Origin of the sequence: Oleomonas cavernae (genome assembly GCF_003590945.1) — a bacterium.
Taxonomy (GTDB): Bacteria; Pseudomonadota; Alphaproteobacteria; order Zavarziniales; family Zavarziniaceae; genus Zavarzinia; species Zavarzinia cavernae.
This window is the reverse complement of the sequence record NZ_QYUK01000011.1, coordinates 3161514-3183305: the sequence shown is the minus strand read 5'-3', so window position 1 is coordinate 3183305 and position 21792 is coordinate 3161514. Positions and strand designations below refer to the sequence as shown.

Below are 21792 nucleotides of genomic sequence, written 5' to 3'. Positions count from 1 at the left end.
GGAATGGCATGACGAACAATCCGGAAATCGGGCAGCAGGTTACCGTCGACGGCATCGTCACCAATTACCACGACCTGGGGCAAGGCCGGCCGGTCCTCATGATCCATGGCTCCGGCCCCGGGGTTTCGGCTTTCGCCAACTGGCGTTTGAATATGGGAGCACTGGCCGAGGCGCGGCGCGTGCTGGCGCCCGACATCCTGGGTTTCGGCTATACCCAGACGCCGCCGGGCACCGCTTTCTCGATGGACCGCTGGCTCGCCCACCTGACCGGTTTCATCGATGTGCACGGGCTCGGGCAGGTCGATGTGGTCGGCAACTCCTTCGGTGCTGCGCTTGCCCTGGCACTTGCTGCGCGGGAGCCCGAGCGGGTACGGCGCCTGGTCCTGATGGGGGCCGCCGGCATCGATTTCCGGCTGACAGTGGGTCTCGACCTCGTCTGGGGCTACGAGCCATCGATCGAGAACATGCGCCATCTGATTGGCCTCTTTTCCTTCGACCCCAGCCGCGCGACCGAGGAACTGGCGCGCCTGCGCTACCAGGCCAGCATCCGACCCGGCGTGCAGGAGGCCTTCGGCGCGCTCTTCCCGGCGCCGCGCCAGCGTTGGGTAACCGCCCTGGCGACACCCCCGGCCAGCATCGCAGCGATCGACAAGCCGGCCCTCATCCTCCATGGGCGTGAAGACCGGATCATCCCGCCCAGCAACGCCGAAAGGCTGTTCCAGCTGCTGCCGCGGGCGGAGTTGCACATGTTCGGCCGTTGCGGCCACTGGACGCAGATCGAACATGCCGCTCGCTTCAATGCCCTGGTCGCCGATTTCCTTTCGGGTGATCCATGACATTCCGCACCCTGCTGCTCGCTCTCGGCTTGACCCTGCCGTTCGCTTCGGCGGCGACTGCCGCGGAACCCGACTGGGTGCAGGAATGGCGGGCGCTGGCAGACAAGAGCGGATTCGAGGGCCATCGGAAAATGGCCGAGCTGCTGGCCGATCCCAGGCGATCGCCCTTGCCGAGGATTGGAAGGCTTTTCTGGGCTATTCCGCGCGCACCCTCGTCGCCGCGGCCAAGGTGCCGCCCGACCTGAAGCCGGGGCTGGAGATCACGGCGGCCACGGCAGGCCAGTATCCGTGGCTGAAAGACTATCTGCCGGCGCCGAGCATGGCGCGGCTCATGTCAACCGACTGGTTCCGCTGGAAGAAGATCCGCATCGTGCCCACCACGCCCTATACGGCGTCGAGGAAACGGCTGGAGGCAACCAAGGTGGCCAGCCCCTTCTCGATCAACGACAAGGGGGAACTGCTCGATTCCCAGGGGAAATTCGCGCTTCTGAACGATGCCGGCCTGCCCTTCGTCAAGCCGACGACCGCGATGGAACTCTATTGGGCTTTCATGGCCGTGGGCATCGGCAACGAGAATCTGGCGCTGAAGCCGATCGAGCTTGCCTCCTGCGTGCCGAGCAACCGGATCGAGCGGCGCTATGTGGTGCACATCTGGTGGCAGAAGATGCATGGCCGGGTCGATCTCGCGCCGCTGGGCGACGTGCGGGGCGAGGATGATACCATCGAGGCGGGCTCGGTGGTGTTCCTCGCGCCGCGCGACATCAAGGGCCTGGCCGCGACACGCCGTCGGTTCGCCTCCGCCGACAAGCCGGACGATTTCCGCGGCTACGTCCCACGATGAAGCGCACACGCATCCTGGGCGGTTCCGATACCCAGGACCCTATGACCCCGGGCATCGAGGTGACCTGGGACGACTGGCGCCAGTCATGGCTGAAACCCGACCCGCGCAAGTTCGACTTCAAACTGATCGGCGAAACCTTCATCCTGTCGCAGCCCGAAGTGGGCCACGCCTACAATCCTGCGGACCACGGCAGCAACGATTGCGAGATCGAGACGATCGACCTCGAACTGCGACCGGTTTGGATTCTCGATATCATCGACAAGACGGGCAACTACGTCTACGGCCGCCGCCGTCTCTACATCGACAAGGAATTTCGCTACGCGCAGTACCAGGAAATGTACGACCAGCGCGGCAATCTGTGGCGCGTCCTCGACGATGCGGGTGACTTCGATCCGTCCACCGGACTGTGGATGGCACGCAACTATGTCCTGTGGAACGTGGTCAGCCAACGTTACAACCGGATCACCATGGAACCGGATTGGTCGATTCTGAAGTCTGAAATGTCCGGCTTCTTCGACATCGAAAGGCTGCGCGACTACTGAAGCACGACAACAAATCGTCATCCCAGCTTTCGCTGGTATGACGAGGCCAGGTCAGTCCGGTGCGCGGCCCCTCAATTCTTCTTGAGGCGATAGGACAGTTGGGCGCGGCTCATGCCCAGAAGCCGGGCAGCCTCGGAAATATTGCCGTTCGCCTGCTCCACGGCGCCGCGCAGCAGCGACTCTTCCAACTGGTCGAGGGAGATGCGCGAATGCAGGACGGTCTGGACCAGTTGTTCCTTGCTGGGCGGGTTCTGGCGTGCCGGCTCCTCCATCAGGGAGTTCAGTTCGCCGTTCTGGTCCATGCCCAGCACGAAGGGATCGAACTTCTCGCCCGAGGTGAAGAGGTGGCACAGGTCGATGGCGCCGTTCTCGGGTGCTAGGATCACGCCGCGTTCCACCATGTTTTCGAGCTCGCGGACATTGCCCGGCCAGTTGTAGGCGTAGAGGCCGGTGATCGCCCGCTGGGTGAAGCCGGTCAGGGGCCGGCCGTGCCGCCGGCAGAAGAAATCGAGGAAGTGGTTGAGCAGGAGGGGGATGTCAGCCCGGCGGTCGCGCAGCGGCGGGATATGGATAGGGAAGACGTTCAGGCGATAGAATAAGTCTTCGCGGAAGCTGCCGTCGGCCACGCCGCGGCGCAGGTTGACATTGGTGGCCGCGACGATGCGCACGTCCACCTTGCGGCTGCGCTGGTCGCCGACACGCTCGATCTCGCCTTCCTGCAGGGCGCGCAGCAGCTTGCCCTGGGCGGCGATGCTGAGTGTGCCGATCTCGTCGAGGAACAAGGTCCCGCCGTTCGCCCGTTCGAAACGGCCGGGGCGGGAGGCGATGGCACCGGTGAAGGCGCCTTTCTCGACGCCGAAGAGCTCCGATTCGGTCAGGGGTTCGGGGATCGCGGCGCAGTTCACGGCGATGAAGGGACCTTCCGCTTTCTTGCTGATCCGGTGCAGGGTCTGGGCGAACATTTCCTTGCCCACGCCCGACTCGCCCAGCAGCAGCACGGTCGCATTGGTCCCCGCGACCTTTTCCAGCATGTGGCAGACGATGTTGAACCCGGCGGAGGCCCCGACCAGGCTCCTCACCGGCGAACTGCTCTCGGGCACCGCCGGCGAGGCAGGCGAGGGGATGTCCGCCGCCTTGGCGGTGACGACAATGCGGCTCTGGTTCGGCCGGTTGGCGAAGGCATGGGGCTGGAGATAGCGGATGTCCTCGTCCGCGTCGGGCCACTCGGCGATCGGCTTGCCGACGATGCGGCAGGCCGAATGGCCCATCGACCGGCATTCGACCTCGCGGAACAGCATCGGCCGCCCCATGAAGATGCTCGTGTAACCTGATGCATAGCCAATCTGCATCCAGCAGGCGGGCTCGGTACCCACCCCATGGGAGGCGATGTGCACCTCGTCTTCGCAGCTATCGTGCCACAGGAACTCGCCGTAGAAACGGCCGGTGGCCACGTCCGATTCGACGCGCACCGGCTCGACCGTCACGATCCCCTCGATCATGTGGAGTTGGGGGCCGACGGTGAAGAAATCGAAGAAGTCGCGGCCGCCACGGACCTTCACGGCGATTTCCGCATCCTGGGCGCCCGAGGCATAGCCCATGCGCGTGAGCAGGGCCCGCGCCCCCTGCAGGCCCAGCGTCTCGATCAGTTCGTTGCGCAGGGCCCCTAGCGACCGGTTGTGCAGCAGGATCATCCGGTTGTCGTCCAGCCAGATGCGCCCGGCCTTGGGACAGAAGCGAACCCTTGCCGCCAGATCGTCCATGTCGGGGAAATTGCGTGAACTTTCCACGTACCGCCGCCCTGCCAATTCAGCCCTTGCGGTTGTGAAGTCCCGGATGACTGCTTCCATAGCGATTGCCCCCAGATTTTTTCTTTATGGGCCGTAGCGTCTTTAAAAGCACTGAAACGATACTGAAGCGGTACCGGTATTATTTTATCTCTTTTCGGTCCAACTGGTCACGAAATCCTGAGATATGGCGCCAATTCAGGGAGAACCTTCTCCAAAGACGCAGCAACGACACATGTGGGGATGAGCGGCCCCGCAGCGCCGCCCATCCCGGCTCTCAGCCGCGCAGTCCCAATGTCTGCTGGAAACGGGCAACACGAGCGGTTGCGGCGTCGCCGTTGTCCGATTCCGGCAGCGCGTTGCAATAGGTCTCGATTGCCTGCTCGGCGCGCGGCGTCCAGGCATCGATCCGCTCGCGCAGCCAGCCGCGGTTGTCCTCGACGGTCAGCGCCATGTCGACGAGGCGGGACGCCCAGCGGCGGTGCCGCTCCGCGTCACGCATCTGCGCCTGGGAGAGCAGGCTGTAGAGCGTGTCGCTATTGGCGCCGGCCGTGTCGGCAAGCGTTCGCAGCAGCGTCTCTTCGACGGCGGGCTTCAGCACCAGGTTGAGCACCGCGAAGGCCTCGGCCCAGTCCCATACGGTCAGGCTTTCCTCCAGCAGCCGGCGGAAACCCTGCCATTGCGGCGCGTTTTCCCAAAGTTCCCGTTCACGGGTGCCGAGCCCCAGATCCGGGCAGGCCTTGGACAGTTCCACCGTGCGATAGGCTGTGTGGGTGACCCAGCGCAGGGAATCGGCGGTCTGGAAGATGGCGCAGGTGGTGATGGTGCTTGCCGGCGCCATCTGGGCCACATAAGACGAGGCCATCTGCAGGCCGTGGTAGAGATAGCGGGCCGGAGTGTAGAAGGCGGCGAGGGTGGCGATCCACTCGCGCGAGATCATCTGGTCGTGACCGCGGTCGCTGAACTGGTCGAGCAGGCCGCCGACATAGGCTTCCTGGCCGTCCTGCATGATGTTGTAGGTGCGGTAGACGAGTTGGTCGGGGTCCTGGAACGTGTCCCAGTCTGGGTGTCTGAGCGGACTTTCGTTGCAATATTTCCGGTACCAGTCGTTCATCGGCAGGTCGGGGTCGAGTTCCCACGGCACCGCCGGGTCGCGCCGGCGATAGTGCAGGCGGGTGGTCACGATGTCGTATTCGCTGGGCCGCTTGCGCCGTTCGGCGAGGTGGGACCAGGTCTTGAGCGGCTTCAGCGGCTCGGGAGCGGCGGACATGGGCGTTTCCTTGCAGGCGTTCGGGTTCAAAGGCGCTGGGCGAGGTAGAAGCGGATGCGTTCTGGCGAGGTGTCGATCTGACCCGAGAAGGAACCCAGGTTGATTTCCAGTTCGCGCATTTGGAACGGCCGCCCCAGCGCGTTCTCCATGGAGGCGCGGGTGAGGATGCACTCGTTGTCGCATTCGATGCGAATATAGGCCGTACGATCCTCGACATGGATCTCCTTGCCCGGGTTGTCGTCCTCGACGGCCTGGATGGCCGCCTGGGCCACTTCGCCCGCGCGCAGGATCGGGCCGACGCGGTTGTTCTTGTAGGCGTCGCCGGTGCTGTGGCTGGTCATGTTCCTCCCCCTGTTACGAGTGTGATTTGCAGGGTTCGATGCCCTGTACATCGACATAGATGTCCTGGCCGTCGACCCTGGCCGGATATTCCGCGATCTGGCAATCGGTCGGGTTCAGGCCCCGCCCGTTCTCGCTGTCGAACTGCCACAGGTGCGCGCGACAGGTGATCACGCCTGCCTCGAACGTGCCTTCGACCAGGGCGATCTCCTGGTGCGGGCACATCGCCTGGAACGCCTTGATGCGCCCGCCGTCGATGCAGACCAGAAGGACATCCCTGCCGCTGCCGGTGGTGAATTCGGCCATTTCCCCTTCCCACACGTCGTCCAGCGTGCAGATCTTTTCGAATGCCATGCTGCCTGCCCCGTGCGCCACGCTCAGATGTCCGAGAAGACGACGTCGATGGTCTCGGTCGGCATCAGGTCGGTGGCCTTCACCAGCATGTCGCGCGGATAGACTTCCCCCGTCGAATGGCGCCGCACGCGCATGATCTTGCCCGGCCGGGGGCCACCCGGCGGTTGACCGAATGCACTGCGCAGGCGGCGGCCACCTCGTCCATGGTCGCGCCGTCGTCCACCACGACGACCTGGATGACGAAATCGCCCTCGAAATTCGAAGACAGCGGAAACAGTGCCATTATTCCTCCCCATTCCTTGTCGGTTGCCGGGGCGGACGATGCCCGCCCCGGCAAGGTGTCACTCGGCGGCGTGCTTCTTGCCGATGCCGGCCCAGGCGTAACCATGGGCATCCGTTCCCATCTCGCCGGGCGCCAGGCCCATGTAGAGCAGGGCGCCGGCCAGGTTCTGCGGCTGGATCTGGCCGGCCAGGAAGCGGTCGACCACGTTCATGTGGCCCTGGTAGCGGGCCGGGTCCTGCTGGAAGCACCAGCGGTCGACCTCGGAGCCGAAGTGGTAGAGCCGGCCTTCATGGAGGAGCTGGTAATCCTTCACATTCCAACTGTCGCCAGGGGCGCCGACCACCGGCAGGTTGCACATGTTGCAGATGGTGGGCAGGGTCTCGGGCAGGGTCAGGTCCTCGCGGCCGTGGCGCAGGTTCTCGGTGATGACGTCCCAGCAGCGGCCGAAGGTCTTGTTCCAGCCGGGATACTTGGCTTCCAGCCATTCCCGCTCCTCGGGCGAAACGCCGGCCGCGGGGTTCCACCACACGGTGGGGCGCCAGTACCAGACACCCATGTGCATGCCATGGTGCGTCTCATCCAGCGAGCGGACGAACTCGTCCCAGTACCAGGGCAGGTCGAGGCCCAGGTCTTTGAGCTGGCGCTCGAACTGGCCGATGATCCATTCCTGCATGAATTCCTTGAAGGACTGCTTCCGGTGCTCGAGCGGGGTGTAGTAGTCGAGGATCGGCCCGGTCAGCACCGAGAACAGTTTCCAGGCGCGCCAGAAGATGACGTCGATCATGTTCTGCGCCTCGGCCTTGCGGCCGTTGGCGATCATGATCTTCAGGATCGGTCCGCCCTGCTGGGCGTGGCGCGACTCGTCCGTCTGCACGCTGGAGATCAGGCTGGCGAAGGTATGGTCGCCGGCTTCTGCCGCATCGGCCGCAAGGCCGAGGAACTGCATGTTGGTGAAGCCGGTCTCGAAGGCGAAGGTCAGCATGATGGCGACGCTGACCGCATCGCGCGTGAACATCATGTCGTCGAACATGTGGCGCGCGGCGACCGCGGCCCATTCATTGGTGTGCATGGCCTTGTGGGCCCAGTCCCACTGGCGGCTGCGCTTGGTGTGTTCGTGCGGGAAGAACAACTGGATCTGGCCGTGGCGCAGTTCGTCCAGCATGCCGAAGGTCGCCATGTTGCGGTTGCCGGGGGCCCGAGAGAAACGCGCCATGCGGGCCTCCGCCGTGGCGGCGGCGTATTCGCCCAGCGCCAGGGCGCCGTAGTGCGCCTGCAGGGTGCTCACCCAGCCGGGGTCGGCGGTGTCGATGTAGTTGGCCCGCTCCAGCGCCGCCTTCACCGAATAGGCGCCGGCGTCCTTCTCGCGCTGGGTCGCGACATAGTCGCTGTAGGTAACCTTATAAGGCTCATCAAAGCTTTCCCAGACTTCCGCCGGGATGCCGCGGGCCCCTGTCATCATGTCGGGGAAGATTTCGGATTCGGCGACATAGCTCGGCGTCCAGTTGGTGGTACGCACGAGGTCGTAATATTCGTTTGACGCCAGTTTCGACATGGCTGTCCTCCCTCTGGATTCGTCGTTCGCGCCAGATACCGGCGATCGGCGGGCGCAGGCCGTACCCGCTGTCATCGTCCCTGATTACAGCAATGATCGTGCCAACGATGCGGCAGGCTAGACCCATCGCACGGTGCCGGACCTTCTCCGGCGCGCCCTGCCGACCGGTCGTTGGGGATTTGCTGCGTTGCGGGGCGGCCGCTGTGCCCGGATATACAGCAATCGGCCAATCCCGAGCGGCCGGGCATTGCTGCATCGCAGCGGGTTGCGCGGCCGCGCCGGTGGCCCATGACGGCTGTTCGCGCGCAAGGCCGCGGGGGCCGCGGATTCCGGCCGCCTTGATGAGTTGGTCAAAAATGTTAACGCCGCGCGGGTTCCCCGTTGTGTCGCTTTGTCGATTTCATCGAAGGCCACCGGACCGGTCTGTTCAGCGGCTGTTGATGACGCCAAGGGTACGAGCGGTGCGGATAGCCTGGCGCCGGCCACGCGCGGCGAACTTGTCGAAGATCCGCTGCCAGTACCATTTGACCGTGCTTTCGGCGATGACCATCTGCGCGGCAATTTCGCCGTTCGAAAAGCCGCTGTCTGCCAGGCGCAGGATTTCCACCTCCCGGTCCGTCAGCGCCTCGTAGAGAGCGGCGCCGGCGACCGCGGTCTCGCCTGCCTTGGCCTGGGACGCCGTGCCGAAGGCTTCCAGGATGGCGCCGACATGGGCCGCCAACGCCGGATCCTGGTCGCCCAGCTTCTGGTGGATCGCGGTGAAGGCGGGCAGCAGCACTGGCCCCTGGTCGGCGAAGCGGCGGATGAACCGGGCCTTGGCCGTACTCTTCAACGTGTCGAGCAGGACGCGCTGGGCGGCCTCCATCTCGCCGTCGCGGATCAGCGCCCTGGCCAGCAGTGCCGCCGTCGAGACCATCGAGGCTTGCGCGTGCCGCTGGTTGGCGAAGCGCAGCCAGCGCCTGAGGATGGCGATGGCCTCCTTGGGCTTGCCCGCCGATACCAGCAACTCGCAATGAACCAGGGCAGCCGTCTCGTGCCGCGAGCCGGGCGTCGGCAGGTGCCAGGGATCGTCGTATTCCGCCGGCAGACAGCTCAGGTCGATGGAATCGAGCGCCCGGGCGAAGAAGGGGTCGAGGGCCGCCACGCGCACCCGCTCCAGCAGGATCACGCCCTGCATCCGGTCGAAGCCGAACTGGCGGGCGGCGCATTCGGCCTCATCCAGCAGCGCCGTTGCCTGGGCGAAGTCGCGGTCGATATAGGCAAGCCGGATCGAGGTGAGGAATGCCTCCATCATGTTGTCGACGAAGCCCAGTTCCTTGCTCAAAGGCAGGTAACCCTCGAGCAGCCGGCGTGCCCGCTCCAGCTCGTCGCGCTCATAGGCGATCGCCGCCAGCAGGGAGATCGGCATGGAGGCGAGCGGGGTGTATGCTCCATGCAGCTTCACCGCCACCTCGTGCGAGCGCGCCAGCACTGTGATCGCCTCGTCCAGGCGGCCGCACCGCTGCAGCGACCGGCCGACGATGGAATCGTGGAACACGGTCCCATAAGGCGCGCCGTGCTCGATGAAGAGGTTGCGCACCTCCTCGGCCCGGGACATGACCAAGTCGAAGCGGAAGAATTCCCGGTCGGTCAGGATCTTCGCCGACAGCGAGGAGGCATACATGAACATGTCGTTGCTGCTGCGGGCGTCGATCCACGCCTGGGCCGCGGCCCGGGCGCCTGCCGAGTCGTCGTTGAGCAGTTTCAGCATCATCTCGCGGTGGGAGAGCTTCTCGCGCAGGTAGCCGAGGTCGATGCCGCAGTTCCTGCCATCTTCCTCGTCGAGCAATTGCACCGCAGCCCTGGCATCCCGCAGGGCCGCCTCGGCTTCCGCGAAGCGCCAGCGCAACTGGTTCTCCCAGGCACGGTCGAGCAGCAGGCGGGGCAGGCGGCGCAGCCGGGCATCCGGCAGACGGCGGGCATAGGCTTCCAGCGTCATCGCGCGGCCGGCAGAGAAGAGCGCGTCGCTGCCCTCGTCCAGGAGGTGGCCGGCGAATTCCTGGTCGCCCGAGGCGAAGGCGTGGCCGATCGCCTCGGTGACCATATCGTGGGAGAAGAGCCAGCCCGCAGCCGCCTTGTGCAGTTCCGGCACGCGCCCCGGATGCACCTCGGTCAGCTTCCGCCGCAGGTAGTCGTTGAACAGATGGTGGTAGCGGAACCACTTCTTCTCGCCGTCGAGCGGGATCAGGAACAGGTTCCACTGCTCGATATAGTTAATGCTCTCGTAATTGGGGCTCTTCGGGTTGACGGCATTGCACAGGTCGAGGGTGAAACGGTCGAGAATGGAAGTATTGAGAAGAAAATCCCGCACGGCTTCGGGATGCTTTTGGAACACCTCATCCGAAATGAAGCCGTCGATCCGCTTGTTCGTGCCAGAAAAGGCGGCGATGAACGAGTCCTTGTTTGCCTCGTTGGTGAGGGCGATGGAGGCGAGTTGCAGGCCGGCGACCCAGCCTTCCGTCTTGTGGCAGAGCAGGCTGCTCTGCGCCTCGGTGACATCGGTATGGCCCCAGAAGTGCAGGACGCGCCGGGTCTCCTCCCGGTCGAACTGCAATTCGTTGAACGTCACCTCCTGCACGGCGCCCAGCATGCGCAGGCGGGCAACCGATATATTGTGATAGTTGCGGGTGGCGATGAAAAAGCGCAGGTGCTGGGTGTTCGCCTCGAAGACGGCATTCATCAGGTCGATGGCGCGCCGGTCAGTCAGGCTGTGATAGTCGTCCAGGAACAGCGTCACATCCTGCTGCAGGTCGGCGAGCTCGTTGAGCAGGGTGCGCTGCAGGATCGCCTCGGGTGGCATCAGGCCGGTTTCCAGCAGGATTGCCGTCGCCGAGCAGGCATTGGCCAAGCCACCGCGGATCGCTGCCGCGACCAGCGCGATCAGGCCGATCGTATCATTGTCCGCCGAATCCAAGCTGGCCCAGCCCACCGTCTGGCCGCCGGCCCGCAACTGGTGGAACGCCTGCACCATCGCCGTGGTCTTGCCCGAGCCGGCAGGTGCGGCGATCAGGATGATGTGGCTCCGCCCACCCTTGCTGATGCCCTCGGTAACGCGCGTGCGCTGAATCGTGTGGCTGTCGTTGCGCGGCGGCTGAAGCTTGGTCTTCCTGATCAATGCGCGGGAAGATTGCATATTTCTTCTCTTTGATTGCTGGTGCGTCGGCCGTGCTCTTGCACCGGCTCTCCCTGTTCAAAGGCTAATCTGCGCAGGGGGGCCTGTCATTCCCGTTGTCGGACTTAAAGTACCCACTTAGCGGATTAATACAGGCCCGGTGTTATCTGTTGCGACGCAGCAAGACGTTCCGTCCTTTTGGACGGCGGCACGACGGGGGCCGCTGCGCCGACAAGCCCTCGCGCCCTCCTTTTCGGCTGGTGTCAGGTGACGTCCGCACCGCCATAACGGCAGTCATCGAAGGCTGCCCGGCCCGCCGGATGCAGCCGCCGCCAAACAGGACGGGAGGACAAGCGAATGGCCCTGCTGCAGCGTAGTGACTGGTACGACGTCGCGCGCGATACCAATTGGACGCCGAGCTTCGTCGGGGAGGAGGATCTCTTCCCGGCCGAGATCAGCGATCCCTTCAACATGCCCAAGGCCGCCTGGGCCGAGTATGATGAGCCCTACAAGGTCTCATACGCCGAGTATGTAAAGGTCCAGCGCGAGAAGGATGCCGGCGTCTATGCCGTCAACACGGCCGCCGCCCGCACCCGCTTCATGGAAGAGGCGGGGCAGCGCTGGCACTCGATCCTCAAGCTGCACTTCGGCGCGGTGTCGCTGGCGGAATCGAGCTCGCAGATTTCGGAAGGCCGGATGGCCCGCTTCGGCCGGGCGCCCGGCATGCGCAACATGGCGACTTTCGGCCTGCTGGACGAGATCCGGCACGGGCAAGCCCAGCTCTACTTCGCCCATGAGAGCCTGAAGCACAGCCCGCAGTTCAACTGGGCACACAAACTGCTGGGCACCCAGGAATGGGGCGCCATCATGACCCGGGCCACGCTGGACGACGTGTTCCTTGGTCGCGACGCGGTGACGACGGCGATCATGCTGACCTTCGCCTTCGAGACCGGCTTCACCAACATGCAGTTCATCGGCCTGGCGGGCGATGCCGCCGAAGCCGGCGACACCAGCTTCTCCAACCTGATCTCCAGCATCCAGACGGACGAGTCGCGGCACGCCCAGATCGGCGCGCCCCTGCTCAAGCTGATGGTCAAGAACGGTTACAAGGCCGAGGCGCAGCGGGCGGTCGACGTCGGCTTCTGGCGCACCTACCGCTTCTTCTCGCTGCTGACCGGCACCACGATCGACTATTTCACGCCCTTGGAGAAGCGCACCGACTCCTTCAAGGAGTTCATGGACGAATGGATCATCGGCCAGTTCGAGCGCACCGTGCTCGATATGGGCCTCGACCTGCCCTGGTACTGGGACTACTTCATCCAGGACGTCAACGAGTTCCACCACGGGATGCATCTGGGTTGGTGGCTCTATCGCGATACGGTGTGGTTCAACGTGCCGGCCGGCGTCTCCCCGGCGGAACGGGACTGGCTGGAAGCCAAGTATCCGGGCTGGAACGACAAGTGGGGCCGCATCTGGGACCAGATCGGCGAGAACATCCGCGCCGGCAAAACCGATCTCACGATCCCCAAGACCCTGCCGGTGGTGTGCTCGTTCAACAACCTGCCGATCTGCCATGACCCCAGCAAGCCCTGGGACCCGGCGGGCCAGATGCTCACCTACAAGGGCAAGAAGTACTACTTCCAGTCCCATGTCGAGAAATGGGTGTTCGAGCAGGATCCGGAGCGCTACGCCGACCACCAGACCCTGATCGACCAGTTCCTGGCCGGCAAGATCCAGCCGCCCAACTACGAAGGCGCGCTGAACTTCATGGGCCTCTCCTCGGTCGAGCGTGGCAAGGACGCGGAGAACTATGCCTGGGCCTTCGCCGGCCGCGGGCCCCAGAAGATCGCCGCCGAGTGACGTGATGCGGGCCTGCCCGGGTGCCAAACCCCGGGCAGGCCGCGAACCCCTGGAGACTGTCCCATGCCCGATATTCCCCTGCTCGTCTCCTGCGAGCATGACTTCCTCATCCACCTGGTGGCGGTGCCGTCGACCGCCCGCGTTTCCGACATGATCGCCGCGGCCGCCTCGCTCGTCGTCGGCATCCATGTCCCGAACTATCCGTCCTCCAGCGTCCGCGCCCGCAAGATCGACCAGGCGGACGCCCTGCCGGCCGATGCCAATGTGCTCGACGCGGGCGTCACCGCGATGGACTGGATCCACCTCTATTTCGAGCCGGACACCGTGGGCGGGACCCGGCTGCAATGACCTTTCACGCCGTGTGTGACCTGGATGATGTCTGGGAGGGCGAAGTCACGGAACTCGAGGTCGAGGGCCACGAGATCCTGATCGTGCACCAGCTCGGCGGCGAGGTGATCGCCTTCCAGGCGCTGTGCCCGCACCAGGACATCCCGCTCTCTGAAGGGACTTTCGAGAAGGGCGTCCTGACCTGCCGGGCCCATCTGTGGCAGTTCGACAGCCGCTCGGGTGCCGGCATCAACCCTTCCGACTGCCACCTCGCGCGTTATCCGGTGAAGGTCGAAGACAACAAGGTGCTGGTCAGCGTGGACGGGATCGTGCCCGTCCGCGTCGGCAGCTAGCAGGTAGAGGGAGGAAACACGAATGACAGCCACTGCCGCCGCCACTGCCGCGGGCGAAGGCCTCAGCAACAACCTGGTCGGGCCGGTGCTGCGCGCCGGCGAACTGGCCGAGGTCGTCGTCGAGGCGATGCGCCGGGACAATCCGGATGCCGAGGTGAACGTCATCGACAAGCGCGCCTATCTCCGGGTGCAGGTGCTGGGCGAGTGCATCGTCCGCCGGGCCACGATCGAGGAGTTGCTGCGCCGGCCTTTCATCATGCAGGAGATCGAGCCGATCCTTGCCTCCTTCGCCGGGCAGATCGAAGCCACCGAACGCTACGTCCGCTTCTTCCTCGACCAGCGCCGTTGAAGAAGCCGAAGACAACACAGGGAGAAATACCATGAAGGAAGGTCCCGTCGAGGCTACGCGCCTCAAGACCTGGAGCGCTCTTTCGGCCCAGCGCCGCAAGCCCAGCGAATACGAGGCGGTGGCGGTCGACGTCCATTTCCTCAACGACCACGTCCAGCCGGGCACCACCGGGCCGGCCCTGCCGTCGCTGGCGGAAAGCGCCTATGTCAACCAGTGGTACCGCAAGAACCTGGCGGAATCGCCGCTGCGCCTGGACGACTGGCACGGCTTCCGCGATCCCGAGGAGGTGACCTACCGGCGTTACAACATCATCCAGGAAGGCCAGGAGCACTACGTCGCGGAGATCCTCGACCGCTTCAACGGCGAAGGCCATGACGGCGGCCTCGACGCCGAATGGCTGGAAGTGCTGGCCAGGCTCTACACGCCAGGCCGCTTCCTGCAGCATGCGGTGCAGATGGCCTCGGCCTATGCCGCGACGGTGACGCCGACCAGCACCATCTCCCACTGCTATGCCTTCCAATCGGCCGATGCGCTGCGCGCAGTCTCCCACGTCAGCTACCGGACGGTGGAACTTGCCCGGGGTCATGGGCAGTTCGGCTTCAACGAGGACGAACGCCGCCATTGGGAGACCGCGCCCGAATGGCAGGGCTTCCGCGAGCTGATGGAACGCACGCTCACCGTCTATGAGTTCGGCGAGACCTTCGCCGCCCTGAACCTGGTGGCCAAGCCCGCCATCGACGAGGCTTGCGTGCGTCAGCTCGGCCGCGCGGCCCGGCGCTTCAACGACACGGTGCTGGACCTGCTCTCCGACGCCATCCTGAAGGATACGGCGCGCTCGCGGAACTGGACCGGTGCCCTGGTCAAGTTCCTGGGCGAGAATGACGCCAACACCGCGCAGCTCAGCCGCTGGGTGGCGAAGTGGGAGCCGCTGGCCGACAAGGCCATCGACGCCTTCTGCGCCGGCCTGCCGGAAGGCGACCGGGCGGCTACTGCGGCCCGCCAGGCGACCCGCGACTTCCGCGCCACGCTGGGCTTTTGAGGGAGGAGCCATGAGCACGTTGATGGTCCTCTACGGCCGGCCCACCGATCCGGCGCGTTTCGATGCCTATTACGGCGAGCGGCATCTGCCGCTCGTCCGCCGCCTGCCGGGGTTGAAGTCCGTCGGTTTCAGCCGGTCGGGCGTCGAGGTCCTGGCCGGCAACGATCTCTATCTCGTGGTGCGGATGGAATTCGACACGGGCGACGCGGTGAAGGCGGCGCTGTCCTCGCCCGAAGGCCAGGCCGCGGCGGCGGACCTGGCGAATTTCGCCGACGGCGGCGTGCAGATCGTCGCCTTCGACGAGGTCGCCACCTGAGCACGGTTCCGGTTGCTTGATCCAGGCGTCAAACAAAAAATCGACGATGGGGGACCGAGATGGCCAATGCCTATGGGGAGCCGGCGAATGAACGGGTGATCAGCCGGATTCGCGACAAGGTCAATCATGCCGGGCAAAATCCCTTGCCCAGCATCGACGACCTTGCCTCGCGCATCCGCTTCTGTCCCAAGGCGGGGCGGATCTGGCTGGACGACAGCCGGATGATCCTGCTGCACGTCCGCTCGCTGGGTGCCCTGCGGCGTGAATTGATCGAGACCGTGGGCCTGCGCGGTGCGCGCGCCCTGCTCACCCGCATGGGCTATGCCTCGGGCGCCCAGGATGCGGAACTGGCGATCAAGGTGCGCGGCGGCGGGGTCTGCGACTTCTATGATTTCTTCACGGTCGGTCCGCAGCTCCACATGATCGAGGGCATCGTCACGGTCGAGCCCCTGTGCATCGAGCGCGACGCCAAGACCGGCCATTTCTTCGGCGAGCTCCTGTGGCACGATAGCTGCGAGGACGAGGTGCACATCGCCGCCTACGGCATCGGCACCGAACCCGCCTGCTGGATGCAGATCGGCTATGCCTCGGGTTATACCAGCGTGATCATGGGGCGACCCATCCTGTTCCGCGAGGTCGAGTGCCGCTCGACCGGCCATGCTGCCTGCCGCATCATCGGCAAGCCGGTGGCGGACTGGGACGACGCGGACGAGGACATCCGCTACCTGCAGCCGCATGCCTTCGCCAACAGCAAGTCGGATCAGCGCCGCATCGTCGTCGGCCTCAGTACCGAGGCGCCCGAGGAACCGGCGGCGGAACCCCCGTCGCCGCCGGCCAAGCGGCTGGTGGGGGCCTCGGCCGGCTTCACTGTCGTCTGCCACATGCTCGAGAAAGTGGCGGGCACCAGCGCCTCGGTCCTGCTGCTTGGCGAGTCGGGTGTCGGCAAGGAGATGTTCGCCCAGACCCTGCACCGCATCAGCCGGCGGGAAGGCCATCCCTTCATCGCGGTCAATTGCGCGGCGATCCCGGAGACCCTCATCGAGTCCGAACTCTTCGGGGTAGAGAAGGGGGCCTTCACCGGCGCCATCGCCTCGCGCCCCGGCCGTTTCGAGCGTGCCGACGGTGGGACCCTGTTCCTGGATGAGATCGGTACCTTGAGCCTGTCGGCCCAGGGCAAGCTGCTGCGGGCACTGCAGGAGGGCGAGATCGAGCGTGTCGGCGACCAGCGGAGCCGCAAGGTCGACGTGCGCCTGGTGGCGGCGACGAATGTCAACCTCCGCGGCTGCGTGGCGGCCGGAACCTTCCGCGAGGATCTGTATTACCGGCTCAATGTCTTTCCGATCCAGATCCCGCCGCTGCGCGACCGCCGGGCGGATATCCCGCTGCTCCTAAACCACTTCTTCCAGGTCTTCCGGCACCGACATCGCAAGAGGGTGACGGGCTTCAGCCAGCGCGCCATTTCAGGCCTATACGCCTATGGCTGGCCGGGCAATGTCCGCGAGCTTGAGAATATGGTGGAACGCGGCGTGATCCTGGCGCCGGAGGACGGCGAGGTGGACCTGTGCCATCTCTTCATTTCGGGCGAAAGGCTCGATCCATATATTCTCGGCATGAATGCCGAAGGCGAATTGAATTCGATGGTCGACGGCGGCGGCGCCAGGGCAATCGGGGATGTCGTCGACGCGGTGCTGGCATCACGGACGCCGCTCGATGCCCTGGAAGAAAGACTGCTCCGCGCCGCGGTCGACCGTGCCGGTGGCAATTTCGCCGAGGCAGCCCGTGCCCTCGGCCTCAGCCGGGCGCAACTCGCCTACAGAATCAAGAAGATCGAGGAGGGGGCCGACGCCGATGCGGTGAGGCATGTGTAGCCATTTCAGAACACGCAACCGCAGCCCACTAAGAAAGCCACAGGAGATGTCCTTAGGAACAGTGAAGTCGTCTCAGTCGCATCGAGCAATTTTTGGCCATTCGCGGTCGTTTGCTCGGTGCGATTTTCGGTTCGACCCTCAGCACCCTCCTGCGGTACGCCGTGCATCCAAAAGCGGTGCCATTGTCACGTTACAGCCTTGCTTGGTTTTGAGTCGCTAATCCTGGCGCGGTGCAATTGACGTACTTTACGCTATTGCGTCGCTGTGTGATCTGATGTGTTGCTCTTGACGTGATCGAGCTTGCCATCTCAGGGCCTACGCGATCATTGGTGATATGTCGCCGGATTTCTGACGGGGCGGACCGGCTCTCAAACTGTGGCTTCTCAATCCAGCAATTCCCCGATCTTCACCCCCAGCGCCCCGGCGAGCTTGTCGATGATGCTGATGCTGGGGTTGCGCGCCTCGCGCTCGAGGTCGCTGACATAGGTCCGGTGCAGCCCCGCCTCGAAGGCAAACTCCTCCTGTGACCAGCCTTTGGCTTGCCGCAGGCGTCGGAGATTCTTGGCGAGGCGGGCTCTGATATCCACCCCGCGAGGTCACCCGCCTGTCGACGATCGGTCTACAGACGATCAGTGACATTCGCCTTGACTGCCGAGCCAACAGCAAGCGTTCATCCACATCACTGATCGTCGACATGGAGCACGGATGATGGACATGGTGGCCTTCCGGCCTGGTGAGGTGCGGTACATCAAGTTGGGCAGCGGTGGCCGCTGGGCGGCCGAGGCGATCAAGCAGGGCATCATCCCCTTCGCCGAGGCCGGCGAGCGGGTGATGGACCATGGCCTTTGCGCCGCCGGCGATTGGGCGGCGGTGCGCGAGCGCTATGCTGCCATGGGCCACAAGGCGCCCGGCCAGCCGGTGCGCGAGATGCGGGACTTCTATGAGCTGGGCGAGGACACCCTATGGGTGACCATGACCGGCGGGCGCCTGTGGTGGGCCTTTGCTGAAGGGCCGGTGATCCCGGTTGGAACGCCATCGCCCGATGGCCCCAGCCGCTACCGCAAGACCCGCGACGGCTGGCATGGCCACAGCCTGGGGGGCGAGCCCCTGGTGACCCGGAACCTGAGCTCGGCCCTGACCCGCACCGCCGGCTTCAGGATGAGTATCTGCAGCATCGACCGGGCCGATTACCTGCTGCGCCGGATCCGCGATGAACAGGACCCCCTGCATGATAAGGCGATGGCCCTGAAGGGCCAGATGCAGGACATCGCCCTGCAGATGATCCGCCAGCTGCATTGGGAAGAGTTCGAGACCCTGGTCGACCTGATCTTTGCCCGCGGCGGCTGGCGCCGGACCAGCCTGCTGGGCCAGAACATGCCGGATGTCGACCTGGTACTCGACCAGCCGGTGTCGGGCGAGACCGCCTGGGTGCAGGTCAAGACCGGCACCGACCAGGCGGCCCTGGATGATTACCTGGATCGCTTTGCCCGTGACGGCAGTTGCGATCGCTTCTTCTTCGTCTGCCATAGCCCGGCCGGCAAGCTGGCGATCCCCGACCTGCCCAGGCATCACCTTTGGACCGGCGATGACCTGGCCGGCAAGGCCATCGACGTGGGCCTGTTCGATTGGCTGCTGGAGCGCACGCGGTGAGGGGCCTTGCACCCGCCCTGGCGGGCCTCCTGATGGCCCTGGCGGCCTCATCGGCCTGGGCCGGTGACCGCCTGACCGTGCGCGATGCTCAGGGCAGGGTCGTCGAACGCATCGCGCCGGGCGCCGGCGACACCCTGGTCCGGCGCGATGCCGCGGGCCAGCGCCTTGGCACGGTTAAACCCGGGGCAGGGGGCCGGCAGCAGCTCTACGACAGCGACGGCCGACGCGCCGGCACGGTGGAGACCGGCCCTGGCGGCCAGCAAGTGGTGCGCGACGCCCAGGGCCGGCGGACCTACACCATCAGCCCCAGCCCGAACCTCACCGGCGACCGGGTGATCCGCGACCGCCAGGGGCGCCGGGTCGGCACCATCGAAGACGAGCCCTGACCATCACTTGACGGGGGCGGCAGATGATCGTGGCTGATCGTTCTCCTGGTTACGGAGCTCGATTGATCTGACATACATCTCGGGGGTCGCGGTCTCGGGCAAGACGATATAGCCACCCACGCCGGCCCCGGTGTCCAGGTAGGGGCGGTATATCTTGTTGAGCAACCTGGCCGCCCGCACCTCGCCGGCCAGCCGCCTGCGATTCAGCGCATGCACCAATAGTTCGACCGTTGTCAGGTCACAGGCCTGGCCGTCGATCGTGGTGCTGTGTCGTTCCTCGGCGATGTCCTGGACGACAGCCTTGATGGTGCGGTGTCCCTTCTTGGGCCGGCGCCTGGGCGCGGTATCATCGGGTACCGCCATGCGGTAGCCCGGATCTTCAAGGGCCGGGTACTTCATGTGCTCATCCCAGCGCCGATCCTCCTCGCTTCGGTGCTTCAGGTATTCGGTTCGGCCGCGGGTGACGTCCCGCGGTGACCAGGGGGGCCGGCCGACATTGAGGAACAGCCACATCGCCATTTCTTCGGGCATGTCGTTGGATGGCAAAAGGACGAGCCCATCGATTCTCTTGGACGCGGGCAGGGCGCCATACTTCTCGAATTCTTCGAACAGATAGGCGATCGATGGCAGGTGGCCGGCCAGGCCCTTCTTCAGGAACTGGCGCAGCTCGAGCTCCTTCTGATGCATGTCCACCGGGCGGCCACCCCGGGTGACTGACACGGGGGTGTCGAGTATTGCCGCCAGGTCGGCCGACCGGCGCTTGCGGGGCCGGCCAAGGGGATTGCCCGACCGACCCTTCTGGAACTGGCTGTGACGAGGCGGGCGGCGATAGCCGACCGCCTCGTCATCGTCATTGGTGGTCATTCTGCCGCCTCCACCGTCTCGGCTCGCCGCGCGACCGCCACCTCTTCGAAGGCCTGGCCGGTGCCTTCCAGCACCGCCTCGAACTTGCACACTGCCTTCAGACGCCTGACGACGACATCGCAATAGATCGGGTCGATCTCGATGCCATAGCCCTGCCGGCCGGTCTTGGCCGCGGCCACCAGGGTGGTCCCCGATCCGGTGAAGGCATCGAGCACGATGCCGTTGCGGCGCGAACAGTCGCGGATCGCATCGGCCACCAGGGCCACCGGCTTCACCGTGGGGTGCAGGGCCAGATCATCCCGCCCGGCGCCGAAGCTGCTGATCCCCGGGTGATGCCAGACATTGGTGCGGTAGCGCCCGTGCTTGCCCAGCTCGACATTGTTGATGTGCGGGGCCTTGCCCGCCTTGTAGACGAACACCAGTTCATGCTGAGACCGGTAGAACGAACCCATGCCGCCATTGTTCTTGGCCCAGACGCAGAGGTTCTTGAGCTCGGTGTAGGCGGCACCGCCGGCGGCCAGCATCTCGTTCATGTGGCGCCAGTCCATGCACTGGAAGTGGATGGCGCCGTCGCTCGAGAACTTGACCAGATGCTCGAAGACCGAGGTCAGGAAGGCGGTGAACGCGGTCGGGGTCATCTCGCCCGAGGCCATGGCGAATTCCCGGTGCTGGGTCTGGCCCAGGCCGCAGACATGGCGGTTGATCGGCACATTGTAGGGTGGGTCGGTAAAGACCATCTGGGCCCGCTCCTCGCCCAGCAGCCGGGCATAGGTCTCGGCTGACAGCGAATCCCCACAGATCAGCCGGTGCTTGCCCATGACCCAGACATCGCCCGGGCGGGTCACCGCCGGGCCGGGATCGATGGGCGGCACCACATCGGCAGGATCGGTCGAGGTCTCCTCGTCCAGCCCGGCGATCAGGGCATCGATCTCGGGCAGGTTGAAGCCGGTCACCGTCAGGTCGAGGTCGATCTCCAGGTTGCTCAGATACTGGAACTCGAGACCCAGCAAAGCCTTGTCCCAGCCGGCCAGTTCGGCCAGGCGGTTGTCGGCAATGACATAGGCCCGGATCTCGTCTTCGCTGAGATCGGCAAGGCAGAGGGTGGGGACTTCCTTCCAGCCCAACTGCTGGGCAGCCGCGATGCGGCCGTGACCGGCAACGACGCCACCCTTCGCATCGACCAGCACCGGGTTGGTGAAGCCAAAGCGCAGGATCGAACTTGCGATCTGCTCGATCTGCCTGGGGCTGTGGGTACGCGGATTACCGGCGCGGGGCTTCAAGGCCTCGAGCGGCATATTGATGATGATGCTGCGCTTTGCCATGGGGCAGGCTCCAATTGATCGGAGCCCGCACAAACAAAAAGGGCGCAGCTCCGGGGTTGATTCCGAAAACCACGCCTGCCGCCATGGGAGCGATGGACCCTATCGGCGGGCACCGAACCCATGTTCAGCACACCGCCTAGCGACAACCGGCAGCGCACGAGCCCATGCTGTGCGTGCCCATCGTCTCAGGCAAAGCGCATATGGGGATCGGCGGGCGGGGTTTGAAGGGGCCACGGGCGAGACCGCGAAAGTTTCATCAGAGGGGAGAGGGGGCACTGCCGAAGGTTGCGCCTGATCGAGATTTGGCCGTGGCCTGATCACCGCCTTGGCCATCGCTGCTTGGTGCCGGGAAATTCCCTGTTATGGGGGCAGGAATTCCCTGTTAGTTGAAGGGCATCCATGTCCATCTCGGTGGGCTAAGCCTCGGAAGAGACGGGAGAATTGCCACCTCGCAGGGGCTGTGAGCCGAAATCCGGGGCGGAAATCTCCGAAAATTCCCTGTTTAC

General features: G+C 65.0%; 22 protein-coding genes. 12 read left to right on the top strand and 10 right to left on the bottom strand.

What is annotated here, in order from left to right:
- Positions 1–8: 8 nt before the first annotated feature.
- The 3 genes from D3874_RS19265 to D3874_RS19250 all read left to right on the top strand — a co-directional run bounded on the left by D3874_RS19265 (position 9) and on the right by D3874_RS19250 (position 2219).
- Positions 9–836 carry an alpha/beta fold hydrolase gene (locus D3874_RS19265; RefSeq protein WP_119779783.1) on the top strand — a complete coding sequence of 276 codons (828 nt, stop codon included), beginning with the start codon at positions 9–11 and terminating at the stop codon, positions 834–836.
- A gap of 85 nt (positions 837–921) precedes the next feature.
- The gene (locus tag D3874_RS19255; RefSeq protein ID WP_147385729.1) at positions 922–1677 is read left to right on the top strand and encodes a hypothetical protein; all 756 of its coding nucleotides are present in this window, start codon (positions 922–924) and stop codon (positions 1675–1677) included.
- Entirely contained in the window at positions 1674–2219 is a 546-nt protein-coding gene (locus D3874_RS19250; RefSeq protein WP_119779776.1) for a DUF1329 domain-containing protein, read from the top strand. Before D3874_RS19255 ends, D3874_RS19250 begins: the two co-directional genes overlap by 4 nt.
- Before the next feature lie 71 nt (positions 2220–2290).
- Here D3874_RS19250 and D3874_RS19245 read toward each other — a convergent pair whose 3' ends face one another.
- The 7 genes from D3874_RS19245 to D3874_RS30625 all read right to left on the bottom strand — a co-directional run bounded on the left by D3874_RS19245 (position 2291) and on the right by D3874_RS30625 (position 10973).
- Positions 2291–4006 (bottom strand): sigma-54-dependent Fis family transcriptional regulator, encoded by a 1716-nt coding sequence (locus D3874_RS19245; RefSeq protein ID WP_199699159.1) that lies wholly within the window; start codon positions 4004–4006, stop codon positions 2291–2293.
- Positions 4007–4280: 274 nt separating this feature from the next.
- Positions 4281–5273 (bottom strand): aromatic/alkene monooxygenase hydroxylase subunit beta, encoded by a 993-nt coding sequence (locus tag D3874_RS19240; protein WP_119782389.1) that lies wholly within the window; start codon positions 5271–5273, stop codon positions 4281–4283.
- A 26-nt stretch (positions 5274–5299) separates the two neighbouring features.
- Positions 5300–5614, bottom strand: coding sequence for an MmoB/DmpM family protein (locus tag D3874_RS19235; RefSeq protein WP_119779772.1), 315 nt, complete (start codon positions 5612–5614; stop codon positions 5300–5302).
- Between the two features lie 13 nt (positions 5615–5627).
- The gene (locus D3874_RS19230) at positions 5628–5966 is read right to left on the bottom strand and encodes a Rieske 2Fe-2S domain-containing protein (RefSeq protein ID WP_119782388.1); all 339 of its coding nucleotides are present in this window, start codon (positions 5964–5966) and stop codon (positions 5628–5630) included.
- Between the two features lie 79 nt (positions 5967–6045).
- Positions 6046–6249, bottom strand: coding sequence for a toluene-4-monooxygenase system B family protein (locus tag D3874_RS32115; RefSeq protein WP_199699158.1), 204 nt, complete (start codon positions 6247–6249; stop codon positions 6046–6048).
- 58 nt (positions 6250–6307) lie between these two features.
- Positions 6308–7801 carry a ferritin family protein gene (locus tag D3874_RS19220; protein ID WP_119779770.1) on the bottom strand — a complete coding sequence of 498 codons (1494 nt, stop codon included), beginning with the start codon at positions 7799–7801 and terminating at the stop codon, positions 6308–6310.
- A 427-nt stretch (positions 7802–8228) separates the two neighbouring features.
- Complete coding sequence (locus D3874_RS30625; protein WP_119779768.1) at positions 8229–10973, bottom strand: LuxR C-terminal-related transcriptional regulator; 2745 nt, start codon at positions 10971–10973, stop codon at positions 8229–8231.
- 336 nt (positions 10974–11309) lie between these two features.
- Between D3874_RS30625 and D3874_RS19210 the strand changes: the two genes are divergently transcribed.
- The 7 genes from D3874_RS19210 to D3874_RS19180 all read left to right on the top strand — a co-directional run bounded on the left by D3874_RS19210 (position 11310) and on the right by D3874_RS19180 (position 17064).
- The gene (locus D3874_RS19210) at positions 11310–12812 is read left to right on the top strand and encodes a YHS domain-containing protein (RefSeq protein WP_119779766.1); all 1503 of its coding nucleotides are present in this window, start codon (positions 11310–11312) and stop codon (positions 12810–12812) included.
- A 63-nt stretch (positions 12813–12875) separates the two neighbouring features.
- On the top strand, positions 12876–13160 hold the full coding sequence (locus D3874_RS19205) for a toluene-4-monooxygenase system B family protein (protein WP_119779764.1): 285 nt from the start codon (positions 12876–12878) through the stop codon (positions 13158–13160).
- Positions 13157–13492 (top strand): Rieske 2Fe-2S domain-containing protein, encoded by a 336-nt coding sequence (locus D3874_RS19200; protein WP_119779762.1) that lies wholly within the window; start codon positions 13157–13159, stop codon positions 13490–13492. Before D3874_RS19205 ends, D3874_RS19200 begins: the two co-directional genes overlap by 4 nt.
- Before the next feature lie 22 nt (positions 13493–13514).
- Positions 13515–13841, top strand: coding sequence for an MmoB/DmpM family protein (locus tag D3874_RS19195; protein ID WP_119779760.1), 327 nt, complete (start codon positions 13515–13517; stop codon positions 13839–13841).
- A 31-nt stretch (positions 13842–13872) separates the two neighbouring features.
- A complete protein-coding gene (locus tag D3874_RS19190) occupies positions 13873–14880 on the top strand; it encodes a ferritin family protein (protein WP_119779757.1) in 1008 nt (335 codons plus the stop codon).
- A gap of 10 nt (positions 14881–14890) precedes the next feature.
- Positions 14891–15196, top strand: a complete 306-nt coding sequence (locus D3874_RS19185) for an EthD family reductase (protein WP_119779755.1) — start codon at positions 14891–14893, stop codon at positions 15194–15196.
- Positions 15197–15255: 59 nt separating this feature from the next.
- The gene (locus D3874_RS19180; protein ID WP_199699157.1) at positions 15256–17064 is read left to right on the top strand and encodes a sigma-54-dependent Fis family transcriptional regulator; all 1809 of its coding nucleotides are present in this window, start codon (positions 15256–15258) and stop codon (positions 17062–17064) included.
- Positions 17065–17447: 383 nt separating this feature from the next.
- Here the strand turns inward: D3874_RS19180 and D3874_RS19175 are convergent, their stop codons facing one another.
- Positions 17448–17651, bottom strand: a complete 204-nt coding sequence (locus tag D3874_RS19175; protein WP_119779752.1) for a helix-turn-helix domain-containing protein — start codon at positions 17649–17651, stop codon at positions 17448–17450.
- A 118-nt stretch (positions 17652–17769) separates the two neighbouring features.
- Here D3874_RS19175 and D3874_RS19170 point away from each other — a divergent pair, with 118 nt between their 5' ends.
- Together D3874_RS19170 and D3874_RS19165 are read left to right on the top strand one after the other, a co-directional pair.
- Positions 17770–18714, top strand: coding sequence for a restriction endonuclease (locus tag D3874_RS19170; RefSeq protein WP_199699156.1), 945 nt, complete (start codon positions 17770–17772; stop codon positions 18712–18714).
- The gene (locus D3874_RS19165; RefSeq protein WP_119779749.1) at positions 18711–19100 is read left to right on the top strand and encodes a hypothetical protein; all 390 of its coding nucleotides are present in this window, start codon (positions 18711–18713) and stop codon (positions 19098–19100) included. The genes D3874_RS19170 and D3874_RS19165 overlap by 4 nt, the downstream gene beginning before the upstream one ends.
- A gap of 3 nt (positions 19101–19103) precedes the next feature.
- Here the strand turns inward: D3874_RS19165 and D3874_RS19160 are convergent, their stop codons facing one another.
- Positions 19104–19964: a DUF5681 domain-containing protein gene (locus D3874_RS19160; protein ID WP_119779747.1), complete on the bottom strand. Its 861-nt coding sequence runs from the start codon at positions 19962–19964 to the stop codon at positions 19104–19106.
- Entirely contained in the window at positions 19961–21286 is a 1326-nt protein-coding gene (locus D3874_RS19155) for a site-specific DNA-methyltransferase (protein WP_119779744.1), read from the bottom strand. Before D3874_RS19155 ends, D3874_RS19160 begins: the two co-directional genes overlap by 4 nt.
- Positions 21287–21792 lie beyond the last annotated feature (506 nt).

Coding starts and splice junctions, on each gene's coding strand:
- D3874_RS19265 (WP_119779783.1), top strand. CDS start 9: ATGACGAACAATCCGGAAATCGGGCAGCAGGTTACCGTCGACGGCATC.
- D3874_RS19255 (WP_147385729.1), top strand. CDS start 922: ATGGCGGGCGCTGGCAGACAAGAGCGGATTCGAGGGCCATCGGAAAAT.
- D3874_RS19250 (WP_119779776.1), top strand. CDS start 1,674: ATGAAGCGCACACGCATCCTGGGCGGTTCCGATACCCAGGACCCTATG.
- D3874_RS19240 (WP_119782389.1), bottom strand. CDS start 5,273: ATGTCCGCCGCTCCCGAGCCGCTGAAGCCGCTCAAGACCTGGTCCCAC.
- D3874_RS19235 (WP_119779772.1), bottom strand. CDS start 5,614: ATGACCAGCCACAGCACCGGCGACGCCTACAAGAACAACCGCGTCGGC.
- D3874_RS19230 (WP_119782388.1), bottom strand. CDS start 5,966: ATGGCATTCGAAAAGATCTGCACGCTGGACGACGTGTGGGAAGGGGAA.
- D3874_RS32115 (WP_199699158.1), bottom strand. CDS start 6,249: ATGGCACTGTTTCCGCTGTCTTCGAATTTCGAGGGCGATTTCGTCATC.
- D3874_RS19220 (WP_119779770.1), bottom strand. CDS start 7,801: ATGTCGAAACTGGCGTCAAACGAATATTACGACCTCGTGCGTACCACC.
- D3874_RS30625 (WP_119779768.1), bottom strand. CDS start 10,973: ATGCAATCTTCCCGCGCATTGATCAGGAAGACCAAGCTTCAGCCGCCG.
- D3874_RS19210 (WP_119779766.1), top strand. CDS start 11,310: ATGGCCCTGCTGCAGCGTAGTGACTGGTACGACGTCGCGCGCGATACC.
- D3874_RS19205 (WP_119779764.1), top strand. CDS start 12,876: ATGCCCGATATTCCCCTGCTCGTCTCCTGCGAGCATGACTTCCTCATC.
- D3874_RS19200 (WP_119779762.1), top strand. CDS start 13,157: ATGACCTTTCACGCCGTGTGTGACCTGGATGATGTCTGGGAGGGCGAA.
- D3874_RS19195 (WP_119779760.1), top strand. CDS start 13,515: ATGACAGCCACTGCCGCCGCCACTGCCGCGGGCGAAGGCCTCAGCAAC.
- D3874_RS19190 (WP_119779757.1), top strand. CDS start 13,873: ATGAAGGAAGGTCCCGTCGAGGCTACGCGCCTCAAGACCTGGAGCGCT.
- D3874_RS19185 (WP_119779755.1), top strand. CDS start 14,891: ATGAGCACGTTGATGGTCCTCTACGGCCGGCCCACCGATCCGGCGCGT.
- D3874_RS19180 (WP_199699157.1), top strand. CDS start 15,256: ATGGCCAATGCCTATGGGGAGCCGGCGAATGAACGGGTGATCAGCCGG.
- D3874_RS19170 (WP_199699156.1), top strand. CDS start 17,770: ATGATGGACATGGTGGCCTTCCGGCCTGGTGAGGTGCGGTACATCAAG.
- D3874_RS19160 (WP_119779747.1), bottom strand. CDS start 19,964: ATGACCACCAATGACGATGACGAGGCGGTCGGCTATCGCCGCCCGCCT.
- D3874_RS19155 (WP_119779744.1), bottom strand. CDS start 21,286: ATGGCAAAGCGCAGCATCATCATCAATATGCCGCTCGAGGCCTTGAAG.